Raw genomic sequence first — 23,709 nt, forward strand, 5'->3', positions numbered from 1 at the left:
GTGGTGGGTCGTGCTGGATTCGAACCAGCGACCAATTGATTAAAAGTCAACTGCTCTACCAACTGAGCTAACGACCCACTCAAGTGGATTCATTGTAAGAGTATGTGAAGTGGTGGGTCGTGCTGGATTCGAACCAGCGACCAATTGATTAAAAGTCAACTGCTCTACCAACTGAGCTAACGACCCTCAAGCACTATCTCGTACAACGGGCGCATATAATACTCAAATCGGAATCTCGTGCAACCAATAAATTCGTTTTTTTTAAAATTCTTTGTTAAATGCTCGGAAACTGAACAATAAGACCCAACTGACTAGTCTAAAGATTAGTCAGTTGGTCATTTGCCATCTTGGCAGGAGTACTACTTGGGTATTCCGCAATCACTTGATCGAACAAGCTTCGCGCTTTTCTAGTATCACCATTACGCAACGCAATCATGCCCAATTTTAATATTGAGTCCGCGCGCTTTGGCGATTTAGCAAAATTATCGACTACTTGCTGAAATTGATTTGCAGCTTCTGACAATTGTTGTTTGTTGTACAACAATTGACCTAACCAATAATGCGCATTATCGGTATATTGAGACCCTGGATATTGTGACAGAAAAGATTGAAACGCAGGAATTGCTGCATCATAGTCTTTTTGTTGCAATATTAGGTTTACAGCATCTTGATATGCAGATTGCTCAGAACCTGCAGTCACAGCCACTGTGGGTTGACTTGTCTGCCCTGTGGTTGTGCTGATTTGATCAGACACTTGCTGAGATTGTTGCTGCATTGACGTTAGACTGTTTTCGAGACGTAAATATAATTCTCGTTGACGCTCTAAAATCTGTTCAAGTTGATGATTATGCAATTCGATTGAACCACGAATACTGTCTACATCATCCTGCAATAGGTCTAATTGACGCTGCATGCGCTGTTGGCTTTCAGTACGCGAATCAACAATGCGTTCTAGGACAGCTAAACGCTCTTCTAGACTCTGAGTTGCAACAAGATTTGAGGAAGTACTCGATGTTACGCTAGGGTTTGCTTGCTGAGAAACATCAACGACAGGTGCCTGAGCATAGGCACCTGTTGATATAGCAAAGACAAGCGATGCTAAAAGTTGTTTTTTCATAAATTATCTAATAATTGGTTAATCGCGATTATTAAAAACGGCTAACGATTATCGATAAACAACTTCTGCACGACGGTTTTGAGCGAAAGCGTACTCAGAAGTGCCCATTACTGCAGGTTTTTCTTCACCGAAAGAAACCACAGCAATTTGAGAACCTTTTACACCTTCGTTACGAAGGAAAGTTTCAACTGCTTTAGCACGACGCTCACCTAATGCGATGTTGTATTCAGGCGTTCCACGGCTATCAGTGTGACCGTTGATAACGATTGTCTGGTCAGCATTTTTCACTAAATATTCAGCGTGCTTTCTCAATACTGATTCAAATTCTGATTTGATAGTTGAACGATCGAAATCGAAATAAATTGTGTTTTGCGCTTCAAGCGCCGCTTTTTCTTGTGCAGCCATTTCACGTGCTTTACGCATTTGCTCAGCAGCTGCTGCTTCAGCTTGTGCTTTACGTTGTTCTTCCGCCGCTGCAGCTTGTTCTTGACGCTCGCGCTCTAGACGTTCTTGCTCAGCTTGTAGTTCTTCATCTGTTGGGCCAGATGATGTACATGCCATCAAAGCAACAGTAGGTAGCGCAACGAAAAGTGTTCTTAGTTTGTTATTAGTAAGCATGCTTAGTCCTTATTCTCAGGTATATACTTATTATAGTAAAAAAGGTGACCAACTTGGCGATTTTACCTGACCTTGAGAGGCTGGCAACAACGCCTTGAATCTCCCATCCAGTGAAACAAGTGATAACACTTGTCTACCTTCATGCAGCGTACTGTAAATAATCATACTACCGTTCGGTGCAATACTGGGCGACTCATCCAAAAACGTTTTTGTTAAAACCAACATGTTACCCGTCGATAACTGTTGTCGTGCAATATGATAATTGCCTTGCGTGCGATTGACCACAACTAAATTTTGATTATCAGGTGTAATTGACGCACCTAAATTCATTTCGCCTTCAAAAGTTAGTCTTCTCGAACGCATATTATCTAAATGTACTTGATAAATCTGCGGTTTTCCACCCCGTTCTGATGTAAATGTTAGAGATTTACTGTCAGGAGCCCAAGCTGGTTCAGTATCAATGGATCTATTTCGGGTAATTCTATCTAATTTTCGAGTTGCCAAGTCCATTACGTATACTTCTGGATTCCCATCCTTCGACAACACCATAGCAAGCTTTTGACCATCGGGTGAAAACACTGGCGAACCATTTATCCCAGGAAAATCAGTAATTAACGTACGTTCTGTGGTATAGATATCTTGAATAAATATTTGTGATCTGCTGTTTTCAAAACTCACGTAAGCCAGTTTATTTCCATCTGGAGACCATGACGGCGACATTAGTGGTTCAGGAGACGACAACAAGCGAGTTTCATTTGCGCCATCATAATCTGAGATTACTAATTCATAGGGTAACGGATTAGTTTCTCGATCTTTTACTACTATGTAGGCAATGCGAGTTAAAAATGCGCCTCGCTCACCTGTTAGGCGCTGATAAATAATATCGCTCATAATATGCGCGTATTGACGAAAATCTTCACCTTCGATGGTTTTGCTTCTATCTTCAAGGATATGATCCTTAGTTACCACTAGGCTGCCATCTACAAGCACACGTGATTCGCCACCCGTCATACGGGCTCGAAGAATATCGACTAACTGAAAATTAACTCTGTATTTGTCATCGCCCACTGACTCTATGCTGCCCAAAACAACAGTATCTATGCCTTTGTTCGCCCAGGCTTCATAGTTTACTTCTGAGTCTACTGTGGGAAACTGCGGCATCTCAGATAAAGAAATGGGGCTAAATTTACCACTTCTTCTTAAATTACTGGTGATAACTTCATCAATGTTTTCAGGCAACACTGTATTACCTGACCATTTAAATGGCACGACAGCAATTGGACGGGCGTTGTTCATGCCTTCTGTAATAACAATTTCAATTTCAGCTAATACCTTACTGGAGTAGCTAAAGACTGAAATTAAACATGTAATAATTATTAGTTTAGCGCGTTTCATCATTGTTATAATTTTACCGTTAATTTTATTGACTTCATTTCTTCGTAAACTGCTGGGTCACTCGACACCGGCATTCTTGAAGGTCTTAGCACGGCAGCCCTAGCGGCTTGGCAAAGCGCAGGATCGCCATCGTTAATGGTTACACTTAGGACAAGTCCATCAGGCGCAAGTTTCACTGTTAGCGCACATTCTCTTTCTTGCGCGCCTTTTTCAGCATAAAGATTTGAAAAAATTGTTTGATAAATCAGAGATCTATATTTATCCAATTCACTCATCACTCGTTGCTGTTGTGCCGCATTCATCGCTGCTTGTTCAGCCGCTAACTGCTCTGCCATTTCTTTTTCTAGGGCTTCTTGACGTTCTCGTTCTTCTTTCACTCTGCGTTGAAACTCAGCCTCTTCTTGACGTGCTTTTTCTAACGCTCTTTGCTCTTCTTGCTTGCGTTGAGCTTCTTCACGCTGTCTTTGCTGCTCTTCACGTTTGCGCTGTTCTTCTTGTTCTTTTTTCTTTTTCGCTTCTGCTTCTCTGCGTTTACGTTTTTCAGCTTCTTCCCGCTCACGTTTGATCTTAGCTTGACGCTCAGCTTCACGTTGCCGCGCTTGTGCTTCAGCTTGTTGTTGAGCGCGTTTTTTATCCTCTATTGCTTGTGCATCGATAAAAACTGCATTTACTGGTTCTACATTAGCGTTTGCAAACACCATCTGAGGTGAATCAAAAGAAATACCTACCACCAACGCCAATACCAACAATATATGCATGGCGATAGAGATGCCAAAGGCTTTATTTTCTTTCAAACTCTCTTTCATTGACTAACTCAGCTCGGGTCCGTCATTAAACCGACCGAAGTTGCGCCCGCTCTCTGCAAAAGAACCATCATCTCAACCACTTTTTCATAGCTAATAGCCTTATCACCATTCACCACTACTGGAGTCTGGGGATTTACCTGTAATCGGGTTCTGACCAAAGCGGCAACGTTTTCAGCGGTCATCGCTGATTCAGGATCATCACCCACGTTTAAGAAATATTGCCCCTGACTATCAATAGATACAATTAAGATGGTTTCTTGTTCTGTCTCTATGGTTTGAGCTTCTGCCTGTGGCAAATCAACTATCACGCCTTGGGTTACAGCAGTTGCGGTCGCCATAAATATAATAAGTAGCACCAACATTACATCAATGTATGGCACCACATTGATTTGGGATACAGGTTTACGACGCTTACGAATATACATATTAAGCTCGCTTGGCTACGCTTTGACGATGCAATATTGAAGAAAACTCTTCCATAAAGTTGCCATAGGCGTTTTCAATCTTTTCAACTTTCGCGCTAAACCGGTTGTAAGCAACAACAGCAGGAATGGCTGCGAACAAACCGATTGCAGTCGCAATCAAGGCTTCCGCGATGCCTGGCGCTACCATTTGTAAGGTTGCTTGTTTTACCTGACCTAAGGCTATAAAGGCATTCATTATTCCCCAAACTGTTCCTAATAGACCTATATAAGGAGAAATTGAGCCTACAGTAGCAAGAAAGGGTAAGCGTTGCTCGAGTTGATCAATTTCTCTGGACATGGCGACTCGCATCGCACGATACGAACCTTCCATTATGGCTTCAGGTGTTGCTGTAGAGGATTTGTGCAGACGCACATATTCTTTAAAACCTGTGCAGAATATTAATGAAGAACCTGTGAGATTACCTTGTTGACTGTAATCGGTATAAAGCTTGTTGAGGTCAGCGCCTGACCAAAATTCATCTTCGAATTGCTTAAACTCTTGCTCTGCTCTATTTAACGCACTGTTACGCTGAAAAATAAAAGCCCAGCTAACAATGGATGTTATTAGCAAAAGCAACATTATAAATTGAACAACTATACTGGCTTGAAGAAACAAACCTATGATTGACATATCATGTGTCACTGCGCATATCCCTCATTATAGCGTCTGGTATTTTTGCCGGTGTTTTATCAACTGTATTTACACAACCGATTTTAACCTGGGCACTTACCAAACACTGATTTTTATTGTTATAAATATTTTGTGTCATCTTAACACTTACGTTACCTATTTTAACTGGTTCACAGGTAATTCGTAAAAGATCATCCAAAACCGCACTTTGTTGAAACTTAATTTCCATGTCTTTGACGACAAAGGCGATGGAATGTTCCAATAATTCTTGTTGGCTAATTCCCATTGACCTTACCCAGTCAGTTCGCGCTCTTTCCATGAACTTTAAATAGTTTGCATGATACACAATGCCACCAGCATCTGTATCCTCAAAATACACCCTTAATTCCAGCTCAAATTTTTTCATACATTGTTGATTATTTAGAAGGTTAACTTTTACTTCAATAACTTTATTTTACAAAGGCTTTACTATGTTACAATTTGGTTACATTCGCATTAGATTTATTTATCCGAAATCGAAATTTAATTTTGTTGTTTCGATGAAAAAAAACCGTATCATACGCATCAACTTGGAGTGAGCAGATTACTTCTTGTTTTCATGGATTCCCTTCCGTTTATTTTTAGCCCGCTTTTAGCGGGCTTTTTTTTGCCTAAATCTCGCCACCACAGAATATTGGAGCCGTAGTTCATTTTATAATGGAGCCGTAGTTCATTCTCACCATTCCCGCAGTTGTAAACCGCCATTTAGAGTAAAAAGGTGAGAATGAACTACGGCTCCATTATAAAATGAACTACGGCTCCATTATAGAATGAACTACGGCTCCATTGTTTTTCTATTATTTCAATTCAAAACCGAGGTGGGTGTATGCCCTGTCGGTTGCGACTCTTCCTCGTGGGGTGCGCTGCAAAAAACCTTGCTGAATTAAATAAGGCTCAATAACATCTTCAATGGTTTCTTTCTCCTCACCAATAGCCGCAGCCACATTCTCTAATCCAACAGGTCCGCCAGCAAATTTATCAATGATGGTAGAAAGTAGCTTTCTGTCCATAAAATCAAAACCTTCAGCATCTACATCTAGCATATTGAGTGCTAATGCTGCTACTTCTTGAGTGATCACTCCATCTGATTTGACTTCTGCATAGTCACGTACTCGGCGTAAAAGCCGATTAGCAATTCGGGGCGTACCGCGTGATCTGCGGGCAATTTCTACAGCCCCATCTTTTTGCATCTGCATGTTCAAATACCCAGAACTACGTTGCACTATGTCAGTTAAATCTTTTAAGTTATAAAACTCTAATCGCTGAACTATGCCGAATCTGTCTCTTAACGGTGAGGTTAAACTGCCTGCGCGCGTAGTAGCACCAATCAAAGTAAAAGGTGGTAAATCAAGCTTTATCGAACGTGCTGCCGGCCCTTCCCCTATCATAATGTCGAGCTGATAGTCTTCCATTGCAGGATATAGAACTTCTTCCACCACTGGGCTTAAACGATGAATTTCGTCTATGAATAAAACGTCATGTTCTTCTAAATTAGTCAATAAAGCAGCTAAATCCCCTGCTTTTTCTAATACTGGACCCGAAGTGGTTTTAATATTCACACCCATTTCATTAGCGACAATATTCGCTAGGGTTGTTTTGCCCAGACCAGGAGGACCGAAAATAAGCAGATGATCCAAGGCATCTTGTCGATTTCTTGCAGCTTGAATAAATATTTCCATTTGCTGACAAACATGATCTTGCCCTGCGTAATCAGCCAGTAGCTTAGGGCGTATGGCTCTATCAATTTGTTCATCTTCCGAACTTGCGTCAGCCGCAATTAATCGGTCTGCTTCAATCATATTCTATTCTCTAAACCATGGATTTCAGTGAGTCACGAATCAAAGATTCACTGGTCGCATCTTCTGTGTATACTTGTTTAACTGCTTTTTCTGCAGCCGGTCGCTTATATCCTAACGCGATTAATGCACTTATGGCTTCTTCTTTTGCTGAAATTGCAGGAGATACAATGGCTGATGACTCAGTAAGTTTCGCTGCTGGTATTTTGGAAGCAGTGGAAACTTCATCAATACTAGCGACTTTATCTTTTAATTCTACGACTAAACGTTCAGCGGTTTTTTTCCCAACACCAGGCATTTTAACCAATGAGGTGATATCTTCATGAATAACAGCATCGATAAACTGGTTAGCCGACATTCCAGATAAAATTGTGCAAGCTAACTTAGGCCCAACACCGTTTGCTTTTATTAAGACACGAAAAAGAGCTCTTTCGAATTTATCAACAAAACCAAATAAAAGTTGTGCATCTTCTCGAACTACAAAGTGAGTATACAAAGTAGTGATCGCGTTTACTTCAGGCAATTGATAAAAGCTAGTCATAGGCAGTTGAACCTCATAGCCAACGCCGTTTACGTCGATTAAAATATCAGGAGGCGTTTTTTCTAGTAAAGTGCCAGTTAAGCGTCCAATCATACTATTCTTCTTATTGTTGTCTTATTAATGCTTCATCAAGCTATTGAATTCTGCGCCTGACGGTTTTTTTCGCTTGTCCCGACAGCCTAATTAAGCTTTGTTCAGTATGCAAGTGACAAAGTGCTACCGCCAACGCATCGGCTGCATCCGCTTGCGGCTTTTTTGATAACTTTAATAAGTAGCTTACCATGTGCTGCACTTGATTTTTCTCGGCGCTTCCTTTGCCCACCACCGCTTGTTTTATTTGCCGCGCAGAATATTCAAACACGGGTAATTGTGCATTCGTAGCCGCCACTATAGCTGCACCTCTCGCCTGTCCTAGCTTTAGTGCAGAGTCTGGGTTTTTGGCCATAAACACCTGTTCGATGGCAAAATGTGTCGGTGTATATTGGCGAATAATTTCGCTCACTCCGGTAAACACATTATCCAACCTTTTTGCTAACACGTCATCCTGAACTCTGATACAGCCGCTACCGAGATACTCAGTTTTGTTATTCACCACTTTAACCACACCAAAACCTGTGGTGCGAGAACCTGGATCTATGCCTAATATAATTTTCATAGGACCTCTGGCACGAACTGGGCAATAGCATCAGCGTTGGTCTTTGACCAAGCTAACGCAATAGCTTCTGCCTTTGCTAACCATTGAAAAGAAAGATGCTCTGTTAACCTTAACTGATTCGTCTGATCAATGCATAAACAAAAAACATGTTCTGTGTTGAATTTAGTTCCCTTAGGATATCTATTTAACCAAAGTTCTCGAATAGCATAGCGATTCACTTGATCACAATCTTGAATTAAACCGCTTTCCATGGATAACGCTATTCCAGTCTCTTCTGCAACTTCTCTATAAGCGGTTTGAATTGGCAATTCTCCAGGCTCTAAGGTACCTGTAACAGATTGCCAAAACTCAGGGTCATCTTGGCGTTGCAACATAAGTACCCGACCCTGTAGGCTATAAATCACCACTAATACAGATTCGGGCCTTTTTAAATCCATTAATGGCTAGTCTTTTTTCGCCACTGACTGAATAGCTAATTCAGCTAATTGTTGAGGGTTAGCATTACCGGGCGCTCCCGTTAACGGACAAGCAGCAGTGGTAGTTTTCGGGAATGCCATTACATCACGTATAGAGTCAGCACCTAGCATGAGCATGACTAATCGATCTAAGCCAAACGCTAAACCTGCATGTGGAGGAGCACCGTAACGCAGCGCTTCGAGTAAGAAACCGAATTTTTCTTGCGCTTCTTCAGCAGAAATACCTAACAATTCAAAGACTGTAGACTGCATTGCACTGTCGTGAATACGTACAGAACCACCGCCTAACTCAACGCCATTTAACACCATATCGTAGGCGTTTGATAAAGCCGTTTCAGGAGATGCTTTTAATGCTTCAGCATCATTGTCCCTTGGCGCAGTAAATGGATGGTGAAGCGCGTATAACTCACCATCAACACTTTCAAACATTGGAAAATCAACTACCCACAAAGGTTTCCAGCAATCTTCTACTAACTCTAAATCCACGCCAAGTTTTAGTCTTAACGCACCTAGAGCTTCGGTAACCACTGTATATTGGCCTGCGCCAAACAGTAAGATATCACCGCTTTGAGCCCCTGTAGTGTCTAGCAATGCTGAGATAGCAGCTTCATCAAAGAATTTCAAAATTGGCGATTGTAGACCGTCAACGCCCGCTGATATATCATTCACCTTAACCCACGCCAAGCCCTTAGCACCGTAGATGCCAACAAACTCTGCATATTGGTCAATCTGTTTACGCGATAAACTAGCGCCATTTGGCACTCTAATGGTAGCTACTCGACCTTTAGGATCATTTGCAGGGCCGCTAAACACTTTAAAATCAATATCTTTTACCACATCTGCCACATCCACAATCTCAAGTGGGTTGCGCAAATCTGGTTTATCACTACCAAAACGACGCATAGCTTCCGCATAGCTCATACGCGGGAATTCACCTAAATCAACATTTAGCAGTTGTTTGAAAATATGAGTAATCAGCCCTTGTGTAATTTCCATTACGCCATCAGCATCTAAGAAACTAGTTTCGATATCTATTTGGGTAAATTCAGGCTGACGATCGGCACGTAAATCTTCGTCTCTAAAACATTTTACGATTTGATAGTATCTGTCCATGCCGCTCATCATCAGCAACTGTTTGAACAATTGCGGTGATTGAGGAAGCGCAAAAAATTCACCTTTATGGGTACGGCTAGGTACCAGATAATCGCGAGCACCTTCCGGTGTGGCTGCCGTTAGAATTGGGGTTTCAATGTCTAAGAATTCATTTTCTTCAAGATAACGACGCACCGCGGCTGTTACTTTTGAACGAAACACCAGTCGTTGAGTCATCAAAGGACGACGCAAATCAAGGTAACGATATTTAAGACGTTGTTCTTCTGAGTTTTCCTGATTCCAGTCTAAAGGTAACGCTGGGGCACGGTTAATAATCGTCAATTCAGTGGCGAGTAGTTCAATACCGCCAGTTGTCATATCTTTATTGACTTGGCTTTCAGGACGCGCGCGCACTACGCCTTTAACTTCTACACAAAACTCTGCTCTTAATTGATTAGCAGGCTCAAATGCTTGACCAGCATCAGGCTCTACAACCACTTGCAAAATGCCTTCTCTATCGCGCAAATCGATGAAAATCAAACCACCTAAATCTCGGCGTTTATGTACCCAACCTTTAAGTGTTACTTCTTGATCTATGTATTTTTCGTCTAATCGACCGCAATATTCAGTGCGCATTCAAAAACCTTTTTTATTGTTAATAATCTGCTATATCAAAAGCGAGGCCGTATTATAGACTAACAGGCGAGGTGCAGAAAGGCTGAGGACGATTTTTTATTAGAAAATTTAGTCGTGTATAAAATACACTAAATGCTGAATATCTAACTTGATCCCAAAGCTTTCACCGACTTGGCAATTATGATGACTTGGCGTCAAACAAGACAGCAAGGTATCCTGAAATTTTAATTTATACATGATATGAGCACCGCGGAACTGCTTGTCCACCACAAACGCTGTTTTATCGCTAGATTCATCTAATAAAATATCATCCGGACGCACTAATATTGACACTTTTTGCTTCAGCGCCACGGGTTTACTGGCGTATTGATTTAGCCGCCCTAACACAGTATCAATGGCAATTTGGCCGGTGATTTCATTGTTTTGAACGACCTCGCCAAGAATTAAACAACCTTCCCCGATAAAAGAAGCAACTTCTAACGAAGCTGGTTGATGATAAAGTTTGTAAGCGGTATCCCATTGCTGGCAGCGCAGTTTGTCAAAAACAGCAATTTTGTCCGCCAGTGCAAACGCTTCATGTTGGTCATGAGTCACAACCAATGCCGTGATGTTCAATGACTTTAACAGCTTTCGTAAATCACTAGCGAGTTGCTCTCGTAATTCAGGATCTAAACTTGAAAAGGGTTCATCCATTAACATTAGTTGTGGTTGCGGAGCAATAGCTCGGGCAATGGCTACCCTTTGTTGCTGACCTCCCGAAAGTTCAAATGGATATCGAGAGGCAAATTCAGACAGTCCAACTAGCTGCAAAACTTCATCTATACGCTGCGCTTTTTGCTGCGCTGTAAACTTATGCAAACCATAAGCTATATTGTCTTTCACTGTCATATGAGGAAACAAACATAAATCTTGAAACACCATGCCGACTTGACGATTTTCTACAGAAACATGCTTTTTACCATCACTGACGACTGTCTGATTGATTGATATCCTGCCTGAACTTGGTGTTAACAACCCACTAATAGCGCGAAGAAAACTCGATTTGCCACTACCTGAAGGTCCAAGAATGCAACCAATTTCTCCTTTTTGTAAATGTAATTTATCAACTTCCAATACAAGGTTGTTGTTATATTCTAAGGTAATCCCTTGAATATCTAACATTATTTACTACTCCTTTGTAATTGATAAATAAGTAAACAAACAGGCAAAAGCCCCACTAATACTATCGCCAACGCAGGCAAAGCGGCATCAATTAAGCGTTCATCAGTTGCTAATTCATATGCGCGTACCGCTAAGGTATTAAAATTAAAGGGTCGTAACACTAGGGTCGCTGGCAATTCTTTTAGTACATCAACAAAGACTAATAACATAGCACTTAACAAACTGGCCCTGAGTAAAGGGAAATGAATACCCGTAAAAAGACGCCAGCGAGATGGGTTGAGAGAAAGAGCAGCTTCATCCATTTGCTTGGATACTCGCGCGAGACCAGTTTCGGTGTTTTGTAAGGCTACGGATAAATAGCGAACCGAATAGGCAAAGACTAATATGCCAACGCCACCAGACAACACAAGCCCAGGCGTATAATCAAATAAATATCTGGTAGCATAGTTTAATTGGCGATCAAATGTACCCGCTACCACTATTACGCCGACCGCTATGACTATACCCGGTAGTGCATAGCCTAAACACAGAATTTGATTCAATTTGTGCCAAACCTGAGATCTATTTTGGCGCGCCAGACTAGAATAAAACACAGCCAAAACAACCAACAAACTGGCGCTGAGAAAGGCCACTAAAAAGGTATTCTTAATTAGCTCTACAAAACCTTGGGTGTTTATCTCAGCTACGAAAAACGCCCACCAACCTAATTGGAAAAGCGGAATATAAAAGGCAACAAGAGGAATCAGTAAACAAAATATAAATGCACACACGCGTTTAACTACACTTAGTGACCTAAGTTGTGTCGTCATAGATTGGTTAGTGACATAGCGCCTTCCGTCTTTTCTGGCATATTTTTCAAGCACTAATACCAAAAAAACGAACACACAGAGTAAGCTAGACAACTGCGATGCTACATTGCGATTTCCCATGCCAAACCAAGTACGATAAATACCTGTACTAAAGGTGTTAACTCCAAAATATGCCACAGTGCCATAATCGGCTAGCGCTTCCATCATGACTAGGGCGGCACCCGTTAGTATGGCGGGTCTGGCAAGGGGTAATTCCACAAAGATAAAATGTCGAAATGACGAAACACCTGCAAGTTTTGATACCTCGCGTAAAGAAGGATGTTGCTGTTGAAAAGCTGCTCGGGCAAGTATAAACACGTAAGGGTATAAGACCAATGACAGCATACAAATGGCACCGAACAAGTGGCGAATATTCGGCAAAATACGCGTTTGTTCAGATTGACCAAAGAATTCTCGTAAAAATTGATGAATAACGCTTGAGTGCTCAAACATACCAGTATAGGTATAAGCAATAATGTAGGCTGGCATCGCAAGTGGTAACAACAAAGATATTTGCAAAAATAGCTGAGCAGGCAATTTGTATCGAGTAATCAAATAAGCAGTACTTGTGCCCAATAAAATTGCGCCAATAGCGCTACACATAGCTAACACAATACTGTTAATGACATAATCAGTAAAAACAGTATCCAACAAATGTTGCCAAGTTTGAGTATCTGGAGTGAAGATACTGCTGGCAATAGTTATTAGCGGTAATAGTAAAACGCTGGCGATAAAAATTGCCAGCGTTTTTGAGGTTGAAAATTTTGTCATCAATGGATCTCGCGATCACATCTACATGCTACTGCCACCCTGCCTTGTCCATAATTTTTAAAGCGTCGCCGTTAAGTTTGCCCATTTGATTGAAATCGACTTGTTGGCTGTCGAATGCGCCAAACCCTTGTAAAATGTTACTCCATTGAACCCCTTCAATAACTGGGTATTCCTGATTCACTTCAGAGTACCATTGCTGTTGTTCCTTTTGTAACATAAAGGCGATCAACTTTTGCGCATTTTCTATATTTTTTGCATATTTGGCGAGTGCTACACCTGAAATATTCACATGAGTCCCACCAGCATCTTTTGATGTCCATATCACGGCTACTTGGTCAGCAATTTGTCTTTCATTGGCGTCGTTAGACGCTAACATGCCACCTAAATAGTAGGTATTAGCTATGGCAAACCGACACTCACCTGCGACCATGGCTTTAATTTGGTCCCGGTCACCGCCCTTAGGCGTTCTTGCCATATTATCTACAATTCCATCAACCCAAGTCGAAGTCGCTTTTACTCCCTTATCTAAAATCATTGACGCCACTAGTGACTGATTATAAATGTTGTTGGAAGACCGGACACAAATCTGATCGTTAAATTCCGGTGATGCCAAGTCTGTCATCGATGCAGGTAATTTACCTTGGTCATCCTTTTTATACATTATCGTTCGAGCTCGCTTGGTCAATGCCATCCAATGTTCTTCAGGATCATAAAACCCCTCAGGTAAGGCCGTCATATCTATATTCATGGCCTGAGTTATACCCATTTCTTTGGCGCGATATAAACGACCAGCATCAGCCATAATCAATAAATCAACAGGAGAAAATTCGCCTTCTGATTTCGCTCTTTGAATCAATGCATCTGCACTACCGGTCACTAAATTCACTTGAATGCCGGTTTCTTGGCGAAATTGATCAAGTAATGGTTTAATTAGCGCCTCTTTGCGGCCTGAATATATGTTAAGCTCACTGGCGAAACCGGTTGAGACAAAAGCGACTATACTAATAAAAATAAACGTTTTAATAATACACCTCTAAGCGTTAACAGTAGGGTTAATAAAGCTGTTGTTTGACATCTGTGATCTGATGCTAAATGATAATACGTCTCAATAGCAAAAAAAGATTTAGCCTAAAATGTAATTTTTTGGCATTTTAATTGAATAAAAATACAAAAGGAGTCGATAAATGTCTAACTCACGATTAGTCTATTCCACTGATGGAGGAAAAATTTCTGCCCCAGTTGAGCAGAAAGATGTTCCTCAAGGAGATGGAATAGTGAGAATTCATCGTGTGACTAAAGGGAAAAAAGGCAAAGGCGTAAGTTTAATTACAGGTTTAGGATTGGATAAAACTGAGTTAAAGACCTTTTGCTCTGCACTAAAGAAACAATGCGGTTGCGGCGGTGCGGTTAAAGATTTTGATATTGAAATTCAAGGCGATGTACGAGAAAAACTCAAGCAAATTCTTGAATCAAAAGGCTATAAAGTAAAATTAGCCGGTGGATAATTAATCAACATACGGAATTAAAATGCACAGACTTGCTATTTCAGATTTACATATATTATTAGTTGAGCCTTCAGACACACAGGCAAAAATTATTAGTAACCTGCTTCAAGAAGCAGACGTAAATAGTGTGGATATCGTCAAAAGTGTGACGCAGGCCAAACATGAAATGAGCAAGCACAATGTAGATGTGGTTGTAAGTTCTATGTATTTGGCAGATGGCACAGGCTTAGACATCTTGCAGCATTTAAAAGAGAATGAATTGACGAGTAACGTGCCCTTCATGTTAGTTTCCAGCGAAACCAGCGTCTCTAAATTAGAAGGTTTCAAACAATCTGGTGTAGCTGCTATTCTACCCAAACCATTTAAACCATTACATTTAGAGCGTGGTTTAAACGCAAGTTTACAACTTATGAACACCGAAGAATTAGACTTGCAATCATTTGATATTGCAGATGTCAGAGTGCTTCTAGTCGACGATAGTCGCTTAGCTCGCAACCATATAAAACGCGTGCTCGAAAACATGGGCGTTACTCGCATTATTGAAGCGGAAAATGGCGCCCATGCACTGACTTGTCTAAAAGACTACACCTTCGATCTTGTGGTCACCGATTACAATATGCCAGAAATGGATGGCCGAGAACTTTCGGAATTTATTCGTTTTAATCCTGAAACAACCCATATACCCATCATTATGGTAACGTCAGAAAATTCAAAAAGCGCGCACATGACCAATATTCAACAAACAGGGGTAAATGCACTCTGTGACAAACCTTTTGAATCTGATGAAGTGCGAACCATTTTAGCGCGGCTACTAGATTCACATTGATATTTTAACCATGTTTGACCAAAAACATTTGTTGACAGTTTAAAGACTGTTTCTAAAATTCATTTAAGGTCAGTAAAAACACATCATAGGAAAACTAAGTTGGCAAACGAGGAATTATTGAAACTCCGCGATGCAATTAGCTCCTTAGACAAAGATTTATTGGGCATTATTGCCCAGCGTCAAAAGCTAACACAGCAGGTTGCTGAGACCAAAATAAAACATCAGATCCAAGTAAGAGACCAAGCGCGAGAAGAACAGTTGCTAATTCGCTTGATTAAACAAGGGCACGAATATGGTCTAGATCCGCATTTCGTGACTAAACTCTTCCACGTAATCATTGAAGATTCTGTATTAAACCAACAATCACTGCTTGCGCAACATGCCAATCCTGATGCAACTTTAGAAATAAACCGAGTCGCATTTTTAGGTGAAAAAGGGTCCTATAGTAATCTGGCCACTAAGAAGTATTTTTCCCGCCGCAGCGGCGAATTGGTGGAGATTGGCTGCAAGAGTTTTGGCGAAATCATTCAAAAAGTTGAAACTAATGCTGCTGACTATGCCGTATTGCCAATTGAAAATACGTCCTCCGGTAGTATCAATGAAGTCTATGACCAGTTGCAACACACGCGATTAAGTATTGTTGGTGAACTGACTCACGAAATTAATCATGCTTTGTTAGTCTACGATCCCGCTAATGTAGGCAAAATTAAAACCTTGTATGCACATCCTCAAGTGTTTGCGCAATGTTCACACTTTTTAGCAGAGTTGGGCAATGTTGAAGTAGTACCCTGTGATAGTACCTCTGCAGCCATGCAAAAGGTACAAGATTTAAAATCTAATGAAGTCGCCGCTATGGGCTCTGAAGCTGGCGGAAGACTGTACGAGTTAAGTGCAATTAAGTCTAATTTAGCCAATCAAAAAGAAAACTACAGTAGATTTATTGTAGTTGCTCGCAAACCTATTAATGTTCCTTTGCAAGTTCCGGCTAAAACCACTGTTATAATGTCAACAGTGCAAGCGCCTGGAGCTTTGGTCGATGCTTTGTTGGTTTTCAAAGAATATAACATCGCTATGACCAAACTAGAATCGCGCCCTATCGATGGTAATCCATGGGAAGAAATGTTTTATATAGATATGCGTGGAAATATTGAGGATGGACCGGTTCAACAAGCCATCAATAAATTGAGATCTACGACTAAATATTTCAAAGTGTTGGGATGTTATCCCGTAGAAGAGGTAACACCAACCAGAATTGCAGCAGCCTCAGCATTAGCTGAATAAGCATACAAAAACAGCGACCATTGGGTCGCTGTTTTTTAATTTCATTTTTGTCTTAATAAGTGACTATCATCGGCCTTCAAAAGCATTTTCTTACTATCCACAAGACATTGCTGAGCATAATCGCCAAACCATTCCGACACCTCGTTGAATGCACTTATGAATCCGGCTTTATCGTTATTTTTAAGTAATTCTAAAGCCCCTTGGAATCGACTAACAAAGTTCTCCAACAACGCAAAGTTCTTAGCATCCTGAAAAATAATATCCGCATATAACTCAGGCGCTTGGGCAAATAATCTTCCCACCATCGCCAATTCTAATCGGTAGATGGGTGAACTAAAGGCTATTAGTTCTTTTAGATCAGGATTTTCTTGTTGTAAATGTAAGCCATAAACAAAACTTGAGAAGTGACGCATGACCTGAATGATACTCATGGCTTTATCATGTTGCTCAGCAGTACTCTGATAAATAGCGGCGCCCCATAATTCCATTTGCGCAATTAGCCACTCGTAGGATTCACTTTGTTGTCCATGACAAACAACTACCACCTGTCTAATCATGCCTGGTGCATCCGGACCAAACATCGGATGCAATCCAACCACAGGACCTGAATGCTGGTTTAACATGGCGGTAAGAGGTTTTTGTTTGATACTGGTAACGTCTGCCAATATGCAATCTGCTGGTAACGTCGGCAATGAATGAATAACATCTATTGTCTTGTTTATTGGCACTGCCACTATCACCAGTTGCGCTTTAGATAGAGTTTGATCAGCCTGAGACCAGTCATCTTTATCGATGATATCAACTTGATAACCCGTTTGGCTGAACAATTTTACAAACAAAGAACCCAAAGCACCTCGTCCACCAATCACGACTACGTTATCAACGGCTCCTTTTACTTTGGCATAACTTGCATGTTGAGAGTGATAGGACTCTCTAAACATTCGGCGCAAAATGTCTTCGACTAAATCGGGGTTTACCCCCGCATCTTCAGCTTGAGCTCGACGAGCTTCGATGAGAGATTTTTCACGTTCAGGCACATACACAGGCATAGCATGCTGGCTCTTAAGTGCCCCTACTTTGGTTGTGATAGCTGTTCTTCGTTTGAGTAAACGAACTAACTCTGCATCAACCTCATCAATTTGATCGCGCAACTCACCGAGCGCTTTTGATAATTCTTCAGAAGACATTAACTTGCTAACTGTCTTTTTTGTTGACGCATAGGCAGTACAGTGATCAGTTTTTCTCTTGCTTGGTAAATGACCTTTTCGGTTTGTTCCCAACTGATGCAACCATCAGTAATAGAAACACCATATTCCAACTCTTCTAAGGTTTTACCTTTGGTTGGCTGATTTCCTGCGTTCAAATGACTTTCCAACATAATCCCTATAATGGATTTGTTGCCTTCAAGAATTTGGTTTACCACATTTTCAGCAACTAGAGGTTGACGTCTATAGTCTTTTGCTGAATTTGCATGGCTACAATCAACTACCAAACTTGAGGTAACATTGGCCGCCATTAGCTCTTCTTCACAATCAGCTACAGCAACTGAATCGTAGTTCGGCTGCTTGCCACCGCGCAGAATAATATGCCCGTCTGGATTGCCTTCAGTTTTGATGATACTCACTTGACCTTGTTTATTGATACCCATAAAACTGTGACCAGATGCGGCAGATTTAAGAGCATTAATCGCAATATCTAAAGAGCCATCTGTACCATTTTTAAAACCTACTGGCATAGATAGGCCTGATGCCATTTCACGGTGAGTTTGTGATTCAGAGGTACGAGCACCAATTGCAGACCAACTGAAGAATTCAGCTAAATATTGCGGGCTGATAGGATCTAAAGCTTCAGTCGCTACTGGTAGCTCCAGTTCAGCTAAGAAATTGAGTAATTCCCGAGCTTTTCTTAATCCAGTTTCTATATCAAATGAATCGTCTAAATGAGGATCGTTGATAAGCCCTTTCCAACCCGTAGTTGTTCTAGGTTTTTCAAAATACACACGCATTACTATATACAAGGTATCCTTGCATGACTCGTGAAGATCTTTTAAGCGAATGGCGTATTCTTTTGCAGCTTGAACATCGTGTATGGAACAAGGCCCACACACCAACAACAACCGGTGATCTTTACCATGGATAATATCGGAAATTATTCCTCTAGCAGATTCAACAAATTTAGTCGCTTTCTCACTAATTGGCATTTCCGCAGATAAAGCTTCAGGTGAAATTAAAACTTTTTCACCGCTTACATGTAAATTGTTAACACTATCTTTTTGCATTGTCTCTAACACTAATACGTCCAATGTCTAAAATACATTGGAAGATGAAAAAAATGAGACCTTATTATTGACTCGAATATATTTTCGAGCTTCTGTCGATAGTTATTGGATCCCTACTTAATTTTTATTATCGCGAGTATGCTCGCGTTAGATAGCGTTTTAACAAAACCCGCATGTAAACACAACGGATAATATAAAAAAAGGCGCAAATCGCGCCTTTTGTCTCATATTTTAAATTAGGTTATCCCGCTGCCGGATACATATAATTTGCTTGAATACCCAGAGGAATCCCCAAATTCCAATAAATCAAAAGGAAGATACTCCAAGCAATCAAGATAGTAATACTGAATGGCAACATTAATGATAGTAAGGTACCGATTCCAGTGGATTTTACATAGCGCTGGCAGTAAACAACCACTAATGGAAAATATGGCATTAAAGGAGTAATTATATTCGATGACGAATCTCCAATGCGATAAGCAATTTGTGTTAAATCTGGAGAAATTCCTAATTGCATTAGCATAGGTACGAAGATTGGTCCTAATAGCGCCCATTTTGCTGAGCTTGAACCTACGAACAAGTTCACAAAAGCGGTTAAAAATATAATACCTACAATGGTTATCATGCTAGGTAATTGCATTGATTTAAGTAATTGAGCGCCTTCGATTGCTAAAAGAGCACCAAGGTTTGATTTGTTAAATGCGTAGATGAAAAGCGCACAGAAAAAAGCCATCACCACGTAATAGCTCATCCCTTGCATGGCTTTGGTCATGCTATCTATCATATCTTTAGTTGTTTTGTAGGTGCCTGATACATAACCAAAAACAACACCCGGGAAAATAAAGAGCAAAAATATGATAGGAACGATAGATTGCATAATAGGCGCATTGAAGGTAGTTAATTCACCTTGCGCGTCTCTCATGGGACTGGAGTCTGGATATAAAACAGCAACCAAAATTATGATACCTAGAATTAAAGTAGCAGTTGCCCAACGCAACGCCTTGGCCTGTTGAGGGTTTAATTCATCAAATCTAGGAATTTCACTGGGGTCCCCGTCGACTTCGACGTTTTGCAATCTAGGTTCAATTATTTTGTCTGTGAGATACCAAGCAATACCTATGATTAACAACGAAGAAGCAGAATTAAACGCCCAGTTGTTTAAGGGGTTAATTTGCATGCCTGGTTCAATTATTCGGGCAGCTTCCTGAGTAAAACTTTGTAGCAACGGATCGATAGCACTGGGAATAAAATTAGCGCAGAATCCACCTGATACACCGGCGAAAGCAGCTGCAATACCCGCCAATGGATGACGCCCCATTGCATAAAAAATCACCCCTGCTAATGGAATTACCAATACATAACCTGCATCTGTGGCTGTATGTGAGACTATCGCGACCAACACAACCATAGGTGTTAATAGCTGTTTAGGAGTTGCATCTAGCATGCGTTTTAAACCGGCGCTGATAAATCCAGAATGCTCTGCAACACCAACACCTAACATGGCTACAAGCACGACACCTAAAGGGGAAAACCCGGTAAAAATCTTCACCATGTTACTTAAAAACTCGGCTAAAGACTCTCCAGTTAGTAGGTTCTGAACTACTATGGCCTCACCGGTTTTAGGATTAATTGCATCAAAAGAAAACTGAGACAATAAAGCGGATAAGCCCCAAACGATAAGCAAGCTGATAAAAAAGATAATCGCCGGATCAGGGAGTTTATTACCTACAACTTCAACGCGATCGAGCGCCCGCGTTACCCAGGTAGATTTAGTTTGTTCCATGGAAAATATTCCTCTGTCATTATTTTTATTGTACGCCCCCAATTATGCGAAAACCACCCCACATTGCAAGCACCACAAAAAATAATGGAGTCGTAGTTCATTCCCAAAAAACAATGGAGCCGTAGTTCATTTTTTTCACCTAACCGTTTGCCCCGCAGGAATAACACTCCCAGAAGGAATGGACACACCTCCAAGGATAATGGCACCTGCTCCAATCCAAACATCGTCCCCTATACTGACTGGGAGCGATTTACAGACCCCCTTTCTTCTTTGTTCAATTTCTTTTGCATGTGACGTGCATGCGATAACAACGTTTGGCCCTATGAAACAACTTTTTCCAATCTCTACGCGAGCGCCATCCAATATAGTCACATTATGATTTACAAATACGTTACCTTGACAATAAATATTACTTCCGTAATCACAATTGAAGGGTGCCTCAGCCCAAAATCCTTTAGCATTAGGAAGGAGTTTCTTCAAAATACCTTTTTTCGTCTTAGTTTCTTTAGGAGCAGTTTGATTAAATTCAAAGCAAAGTTGTTTCGCCTTTAATCGCAATTCACTTAATTCTTTATCTGTTGCGAAATAAGGCTCCTGATTCAGCATTTTTTGCAATTCTGTCATCTTCTCTCTCAATCTAGATTGCACAAATATTATTCAAAATACCATTTTGTATGACGATGAATATTGTCACTTTTCATTATCTCTTCGTCGTAAAACCATCGGTATTGATTGTGTTGTTCATTTGGTAAAGATGACAATTCCACATCTAGATGTAATACATATCCTAATACAACGTAATGAGTGGAAATTTGTTCATCTAACGCACTATCATCGTAAAAATGTTCGTAAACGCCCAAAAATTCAGCCTGCTCTCTCCGACAGCTTATCCCGAGCTCTGCTTTTGTTAAGCGCAAAAATGCTGAATCCAGAGTCTCATTTTTAAGAACTCTTCCTCCTGGTACAAACCAATAATTTTGAGCAGGCCTATTAGTTCTATACCCCAACAGTGCTTGTCTTTTGGAGTTTTTTACAACTAAATCAATTGAAACTAAAGGCGTTGAGTCAACTACAGTCTTAAATGTTTGCTCGTTCAAATATTTCATTGTGGATAAATCCGTGAATATAAAATTCATGATATAGGTATGGTAACAAGTAGTTGAAGAACTTGAAAAGAAAGAATAATGAACTACGGCTCCATTGTTTTTTTGGAATGAACTACGGCTCCATTATTTTTTTTATATAATAAAAAACCCGCCTGATGGCGGGTCTTTTTTGTTAACGATAACGGTAAATTAATCTTAATTAAGTTTTTCTTTGATACGTGCAGATTTACCTGAACGCTCACGTAGATAGTATAGTTTAGCTCTGCGAACCGCACCGCGACGTTTAACTTCTATCGCATCGATTGCTGGGCTGTGAGTTTGAAACACACGCTCTACACCTTCACCGCTAGAAATCTTACGCACAGTGAAAGAAGAGTGTAAACCGCGGTTACGTTTAGCAATGACCACACCTTCATATGCCTGAAGACGTTCTTTGTCACCTTCTTTAACTTTAACTCGCACAATTACTGTATCACCAGGGCCGAAAGACGGTAGGTCAGTTTTCAATTGTGCTTGTTCAATCTTCTTAATGATATCTTGATTGACTTTACTCATTTAATCCTCACATCCTAGAATAACTGTCATCTAGCCGCATCAGGACTGGCGAAATTTATCAACCAGTTTCTGTTGCTCCTCAGTCAGAGCTAGGTCGTTTAATAAATCAGGACGACGTTCAAGGGTTCTTTTTACTGACTCTTGTAGTCGCCATTGTTTAATTTTTTCATGATCACCACTTAACAATACCTTGGGAACAGACAATCCATTAAAGGATTCAGGTCGCGTGTAATGAGGACAATCTAACAATCCTGACGTAAAAGAATCTTCTACCGCAGAATCTTGATGTCCTAGCACCCCTGGTATTAATCGCGATACTGCATCCATTAATACCATAGCGGGTAACTCGCCACCGCTTAACACGTAATCGCCAATTGACCATTCTTCGTCAACTAGGGTGTTGATTACCCGTTCATCTATCCCTTCGTAGCGCCCTGCAATGAGTACCAAATCTTGATATTCACTTAACTGCTGAACACCTTGAAAATCTAAGGTTTTGCCTTGGGGTGATAAATACACCACTTTGGCGTTTTCTGCCAAAAGCGATTTCGCTTTGGCAATAGCGTCTGCTAAAGGTTGCACCATCATTAACATACCAGGGCCACCGCCGTAAGGTCGGTCATCAACAGTGCGATGCTTATCGTGAGTAAAATCACGAGGATTGACAACATGAAAATCAATCAACCCTTGCTTAATCGCTCTGCCTACTACACCCTGCTCTGTAAAAGCAGTAAACATCTCAGGAAATAAGCTAACAACACAATAACCTTGTACTGCAGCCATTTAAAATCCCGGATCCCATTCCACTGTAATGGTGTTTTCTTGTCTATTCACCTCAATTACAACTTGGTCGTAAATAAAGGGCAATAAACGTTCTTTTTGGCCAAAAGCATCTTTTGCATTGGCTTTTACTGTCATCACATCGTTAGCACCGGTTTCAAACATTTGTTTCACAACGCCAAGGTCATACCCCTTTGTTGTAACCACCTGCATGCCAATTAAATCTTTCCAATAAAAGTCGTTATCCAATGCTGGCAACTGTGATTCTGCAACACTTATATCGAGATTCTTTATAAGTTCAGCATCTTCACGGTTGTCCACTCCAATCAGCTTTGCAATTAAGCTTTTGTTGTGGTGACGCCATTGTTCAACCTTAATTTCTCGATTATTGCCAAGTTGCCAAGGCGCATAATCGAATATATTTTCTGGATGCTGAGTAAAGCTGTTAATTTTGACCCAACCTTTCACGCCATAAGGCGCTCCGATTTTGCCAACTAATAACATGTCAGACGCTGAACTCATCTTTACTCCAACCAAGCAAACTGCTTA

The 23,709-nt window shown here is 40.8% G+C and carries 26 protein-coding genes and 2 tRNA genes; 3 read left to right on the forward strand and 25 right to left on the reverse strand.

From position 1 onward, the window contains the following. Position 1: 1 nt before the first annotated feature. From ACNKW3_RS15980 to ACNKW3_RS16060, 17 genes are all read right to left on the reverse strand, one after another. Positions 2 to 77 (reverse strand) — tRNA-Lys (locus ACNKW3_RS15980). Between the two features lie 33 nt (positions 78 to 110). Further along, a tRNA-Lys gene (locus ACNKW3_RS15985) sits at positions 111 to 186 on the reverse strand. A 130-nt stretch (positions 187 to 316) separates the two neighbouring features. Then, a complete protein-coding gene (gene ybgF / locus ACNKW3_RS15990; protein ID WP_427400326.1) occupies positions 317 to 1,117 on the reverse strand; it encodes a tol-pal system protein YbgF in 801 nt (266 codons plus the stop codon). Between the two features lie 48 nt (positions 1,118 to 1,165). Continuing rightward, positions 1,166 to 1,735 carry a peptidoglycan-associated lipoprotein Pal gene (pal, locus tag ACNKW3_RS15995; RefSeq protein ID WP_427400327.1) on the reverse strand — a complete coding sequence of 190 codons (570 nt, stop codon included), beginning with the start codon at positions 1,733 to 1,735 and terminating at the stop codon, positions 1,166 to 1,168. A 30-nt stretch (positions 1,736 to 1,765) separates the two neighbouring features. Further along, entirely contained in the window at positions 1,766 to 3,130 is a 1,365-nt protein-coding gene (tolB, locus tag ACNKW3_RS16000) for a Tol-Pal system beta propeller repeat protein TolB (protein ID WP_427400417.1), read from the reverse strand. 5 nt (positions 3,131 to 3,135) lie between these two features. Next, positions 3,136 to 3,936: a cell envelope integrity protein TolA gene (gene tolA, locus ACNKW3_RS16005; protein ID WP_427400328.1), complete on the reverse strand. Its 801-nt coding sequence runs from the start codon at positions 3,934 to 3,936 to the stop codon at positions 3,136 to 3,138. 8 nt (positions 3,937 to 3,944) lie between these two features. After that, on the reverse strand, positions 3,945 to 4,361 hold the full coding sequence (tolR, locus tag ACNKW3_RS16010) for a protein TolR (RefSeq protein WP_427400329.1): 417 nt from the start codon (positions 4,359 to 4,361) through the stop codon (positions 3,945 to 3,947). A gap of 1 nt (position 4,362) precedes the next feature. Continuing rightward, positions 4,363 to 5,043: a protein TolQ gene (gene tolQ / locus ACNKW3_RS16015; RefSeq protein WP_427400330.1), complete on the reverse strand. Its 681-nt coding sequence runs from the start codon at positions 5,041 to 5,043 to the stop codon at positions 4,363 to 4,365. Further along, on the reverse strand, positions 5,033 to 5,437 hold the full coding sequence (gene ybgC / locus ACNKW3_RS16020; RefSeq protein ID WP_427400331.1) for a tol-pal system-associated acyl-CoA thioesterase: 405 nt from the start codon (positions 5,435 to 5,437) through the stop codon (positions 5,033 to 5,035). Before ybgC ends, tolQ begins: the two co-directional genes overlap by 11 nt. A gap of 430 nt (positions 5,438 to 5,867) precedes the next feature. Beyond that, the gene (ruvB, locus tag ACNKW3_RS16025) at positions 5,868 to 6,869 is read right to left on the reverse strand and encodes a Holliday junction branch migration DNA helicase RuvB (RefSeq protein WP_427400332.1); all 1,002 of its coding nucleotides are present in this window, start codon (positions 6,867 to 6,869) and stop codon (positions 5,868 to 5,870) included. A gap of 10 nt (positions 6,870 to 6,879) precedes the next feature. Further along, positions 6,880 to 7,500 carry a Holliday junction branch migration protein RuvA gene (gene ruvA / locus ACNKW3_RS16030; RefSeq protein ID WP_427400333.1) on the reverse strand — a complete coding sequence of 207 codons (621 nt, stop codon included), beginning with the start codon at positions 7,498 to 7,500 and terminating at the stop codon, positions 6,880 to 6,882. 40 nt (positions 7,501 to 7,540) lie between these two features. Further along, positions 7,541 to 8,062 carry a crossover junction endodeoxyribonuclease RuvC gene (gene ruvC / locus ACNKW3_RS16035; RefSeq protein ID WP_427400334.1) on the reverse strand — a complete coding sequence of 174 codons (522 nt, stop codon included), beginning with the start codon at positions 8,060 to 8,062 and terminating at the stop codon, positions 7,541 to 7,543. After that, positions 8,059 to 8,499 carry a dihydroneopterin triphosphate diphosphatase gene (gene nudB, locus ACNKW3_RS16040; protein WP_427400335.1) on the reverse strand — a complete coding sequence of 147 codons (441 nt, stop codon included), beginning with the start codon at positions 8,497 to 8,499 and terminating at the stop codon, positions 8,059 to 8,061. The genes ruvC and nudB overlap by 4 nt, the downstream gene beginning before the upstream one ends. Before the next feature lie 6 nt (positions 8,500 to 8,505). Next, positions 8,506 to 10,266, reverse strand: coding sequence for an aspartate--tRNA ligase (gene aspS, locus ACNKW3_RS16045; RefSeq protein WP_427400336.1), 1,761 nt, complete (start codon positions 10,264 to 10,266; stop codon positions 8,506 to 8,508). 108 nt (positions 10,267 to 10,374) lie between these two features. Continuing rightward, the gene (locus ACNKW3_RS16050; protein WP_427400337.1) at positions 10,375 to 11,427 is read right to left on the reverse strand and encodes an ABC transporter ATP-binding protein; all 1,053 of its coding nucleotides are present in this window, start codon (positions 11,425 to 11,427) and stop codon (positions 10,375 to 10,377) included. Further along, on the reverse strand, positions 11,427 to 13,046 hold the full coding sequence (locus tag ACNKW3_RS16055; RefSeq protein ID WP_427400338.1) for an ABC transporter permease: 1,620 nt from the start codon (positions 13,044 to 13,046) through the stop codon (positions 11,427 to 11,429). Before ACNKW3_RS16055 ends, ACNKW3_RS16050 begins: the two co-directional genes overlap by 1 nt. A gap of 28 nt (positions 13,047 to 13,074) precedes the next feature. Further along, the gene (locus tag ACNKW3_RS16060; RefSeq protein WP_427400418.1) at positions 13,075 to 14,073 is read right to left on the reverse strand and encodes an extracellular solute-binding protein; all 999 of its coding nucleotides are present in this window, start codon (positions 14,071 to 14,073) and stop codon (positions 13,075 to 13,077) included. 157 nt (positions 14,074 to 14,230) lie between these two features. On the opposite strand from ACNKW3_RS16060, the gene yciH reads away from it, so the two are divergent. The 3 genes from yciH (at position 14,231) to pheA (ending at position 16,658) form a co-directional block, all read left to right on the forward strand. Continuing rightward, the gene (gene yciH, locus ACNKW3_RS16065; protein ID WP_427400339.1) at positions 14,231 to 14,551 is read left to right on the forward strand and encodes a stress response translation initiation inhibitor YciH; all 321 of its coding nucleotides are present in this window, start codon (positions 14,231 to 14,233) and stop codon (positions 14,549 to 14,551) included. A 22-nt stretch (positions 14,552 to 14,573) separates the two neighbouring features. Beyond that, the gene (locus ACNKW3_RS16070) at positions 14,574 to 15,377 is read left to right on the forward strand and encodes a response regulator (protein WP_427400340.1); all 804 of its coding nucleotides are present in this window, start codon (positions 14,574 to 14,576) and stop codon (positions 15,375 to 15,377) included. Between the two features lie 99 nt (positions 15,378 to 15,476). Next, complete coding sequence (gene pheA, locus ACNKW3_RS16075) at positions 15,477 to 16,658, forward strand: prephenate dehydratase (RefSeq protein WP_427400341.1); 1,182 nt, start codon at positions 15,477 to 15,479, stop codon at positions 16,656 to 16,658. Positions 16,659 to 16,699: 41 nt separating this feature from the next. On the opposite strand, the gene tyrA is transcribed toward pheA, so the two are convergent. The 8 genes from tyrA to rimM form a co-directional block, all read right to left on the reverse strand. Then, entirely contained in the window at positions 16,700 to 17,845 is a 1,146-nt protein-coding gene (gene tyrA, locus ACNKW3_RS16080) for a bifunctional chorismate mutase/prephenate dehydrogenase (RefSeq protein ID WP_427400342.1), read from the reverse strand. Then, positions 17,845 to 18,936 carry a 3-deoxy-7-phosphoheptulonate synthase gene (locus tag ACNKW3_RS16085; protein ID WP_427400419.1) on the reverse strand — a complete coding sequence of 364 codons (1,092 nt, stop codon included), beginning with the start codon at positions 18,934 to 18,936 and terminating at the stop codon, positions 17,845 to 17,847. The genes tyrA and ACNKW3_RS16085 overlap by 1 nt, the downstream gene beginning before the upstream one ends. 241 nt (positions 18,937 to 19,177) lie before the next feature. Beyond that, positions 19,178 to 20,719 (reverse strand): AbgT family transporter, encoded by a 1,542-nt coding sequence (locus ACNKW3_RS16090; RefSeq protein ID WP_427400343.1) that lies wholly within the window; start codon positions 20,717 to 20,719, stop codon positions 19,178 to 19,180. A 135-nt stretch (positions 20,720 to 20,854) separates the two neighbouring features. Further along, positions 20,855 to 21,343 (reverse strand): sugar O-acetyltransferase, encoded by a 489-nt coding sequence (locus ACNKW3_RS16095; protein WP_427400344.1) that lies wholly within the window; start codon positions 21,341 to 21,343, stop codon positions 20,855 to 20,857. Positions 21,344 to 21,372: 29 nt separating this feature from the next. Next, a complete protein-coding gene (locus tag ACNKW3_RS16100; RefSeq protein ID WP_427400345.1) occupies positions 21,373 to 21,825 on the reverse strand; it encodes a GDP-mannose mannosyl hydrolase in 453 nt (150 codons plus the stop codon). 195 nt (positions 21,826 to 22,020) lie between these two features. Next, positions 22,021 to 22,380 carry a 50S ribosomal protein L19 gene (gene rplS, locus ACNKW3_RS16105; RefSeq protein ID WP_427400346.1) on the reverse strand — a complete coding sequence of 120 codons (360 nt, stop codon included), beginning with the start codon at positions 22,378 to 22,380 and terminating at the stop codon, positions 22,021 to 22,023. 39 nt (positions 22,381 to 22,419) lie between these two features. Next, the gene (gene trmD, locus ACNKW3_RS16110; protein ID WP_427400347.1) at positions 22,420 to 23,163 is read right to left on the reverse strand and encodes a tRNA (guanosine(37)-N1)-methyltransferase TrmD; all 744 of its coding nucleotides are present in this window, start codon (positions 23,161 to 23,163) and stop codon (positions 22,420 to 22,422) included. Continuing rightward, entirely contained in the window at positions 23,164 to 23,682 is a 519-nt protein-coding gene (rimM, locus tag ACNKW3_RS16115) for a ribosome maturation factor RimM (RefSeq protein ID WP_427400348.1), read from the reverse strand. It abuts the gene before it with no gap. Between the last annotated feature and the right edge of the window lie 27 nt (positions 23,683 to 23,709).

The sequence above is a fragment of the Glaciecola sp. 1036 genome, from assembly GCF_050306235.1.
Taxonomy (GTDB): domain Bacteria; phylum Pseudomonadota; class Gammaproteobacteria; order Enterobacterales; family Alteromonadaceae; genus Glaciecola.

Coding starts and splice junctions, on each gene's coding strand:
- tyrA (WP_427400342.1), bottom strand. CDS start 17,845: ATGTCTTCTGAAGAATTATCAAAAGCGCTCGGTGAGTTGCGCGATCAA.
- trmD (WP_427400347.1), bottom strand. CDS start 23,163: ATGGCTGCAGTACAAGGTTATTGTGTTGTTAGCTTATTTCCTGAGATG.
- ACNKW3_RS16085 (WP_427400419.1), bottom strand. CDS start 18,936: ATGCAAAAAGATAGTGTTAACAATTTACATGTAAGCGGTGAAAAAGTT.
- rplS (WP_427400346.1), bottom strand. CDS start 22,380: ATGAGTAAAGTCAATCAAGATATCATTAAGAAGATTGAACAAGCACAA.
- tolA (WP_427400328.1), bottom strand. CDS start 3,936: ATGAAAGAGAGTTTGAAAGAAAATAAAGCCTTTGGCATCTCTATCGCC.
- tolB (WP_427400417.1), bottom strand. CDS start 3,130: ATGAAACGCGCTAAACTAATAATTATTACATGTTTAATTTCAGTCTTT.
- ACNKW3_RS16090 (WP_427400343.1), bottom strand. CDS start 20,719: ATGGAACAAACTAAATCTACCTGGGTAACGCGGGCGCTCGATCGCGTT.
- aspS (WP_427400336.1), bottom strand. CDS start 10,266: ATGCGCACTGAATATTGCGGTCGATTAGACGAAAAATACATAGATCAA.
- ACNKW3_RS16050 (WP_427400337.1), bottom strand. CDS start 11,427: ATGTTAGATATTCAAGGGATTACCTTAGAATATAACAACAACCTTGTA.
- nudB (WP_427400335.1), bottom strand. CDS start 8,499: ATGGATTTAAAAAGGCCCGAATCTGTATTAGTGGTGATTTATAGCCTA.
- ruvC (WP_427400334.1), bottom strand. CDS start 8,062: ATGAAAATTATATTAGGCATAGATCCAGGTTCTCGCACCACAGGTTTT.
- ybgC (WP_427400331.1), bottom strand. CDS start 5,437: ATGAAAAAATTTGAGCTGGAATTAAGGGTGTATTTTGAGGATACAGAT.
- ACNKW3_RS16055 (WP_427400338.1), bottom strand. CDS start 13,046: ATGACAAAATTTTCAACCTCAAAAACGCTGGCAATTTTTATCGCCAGC.
- ruvA (WP_427400333.1), bottom strand. CDS start 7,500: ATGATTGGACGCTTAACTGGCACTTTACTAGAAAAAACGCCTCCTGAT.
- ACNKW3_RS16070 (WP_427400340.1), top strand. CDS start 14,574: ATGCACAGACTTGCTATTTCAGATTTACATATATTATTAGTTGAGCCT.
- tolR (WP_427400329.1), bottom strand. CDS start 4,361: ATGTATATTCGTAAGCGTCGTAAACCTGTATCCCAAATCAATGTGGTG.
- yciH (WP_427400339.1), top strand. CDS start 14,231: ATGTCTAACTCACGATTAGTCTATTCCACTGATGGAGGAAAAATTTCT.
- ACNKW3_RS16095 (WP_427400344.1), bottom strand. CDS start 21,343: ATGACAGAATTGCAAAAAATGCTGAATCAGGAGCCTTATTTCGCAACA.
- pal (WP_427400327.1), bottom strand. CDS start 1,735: ATGCTTACTAATAACAAACTAAGAACACTTTTCGTTGCGCTACCTACT.
- ybgF (WP_427400326.1), bottom strand. CDS start 1,117: ATGAAAAAACAACTTTTAGCATCGCTTGTCTTTGCTATATCAACAGGT.
- rimM (WP_427400348.1), bottom strand. CDS start 23,682: ATGAGTTCAGCGTCTGACATGTTATTAGTTGGCAAAATCGGAGCGCCT.
- ACNKW3_RS16100 (WP_427400345.1), bottom strand. CDS start 21,825: ATGAAATATTTGAACGAGCAAACATTTAAGACTGTAGTTGACTCAACG.
- ruvB (WP_427400332.1), bottom strand. CDS start 6,869: ATGATTGAAGCAGACCGATTAATTGCGGCTGACGCAAGTTCGGAAGAT.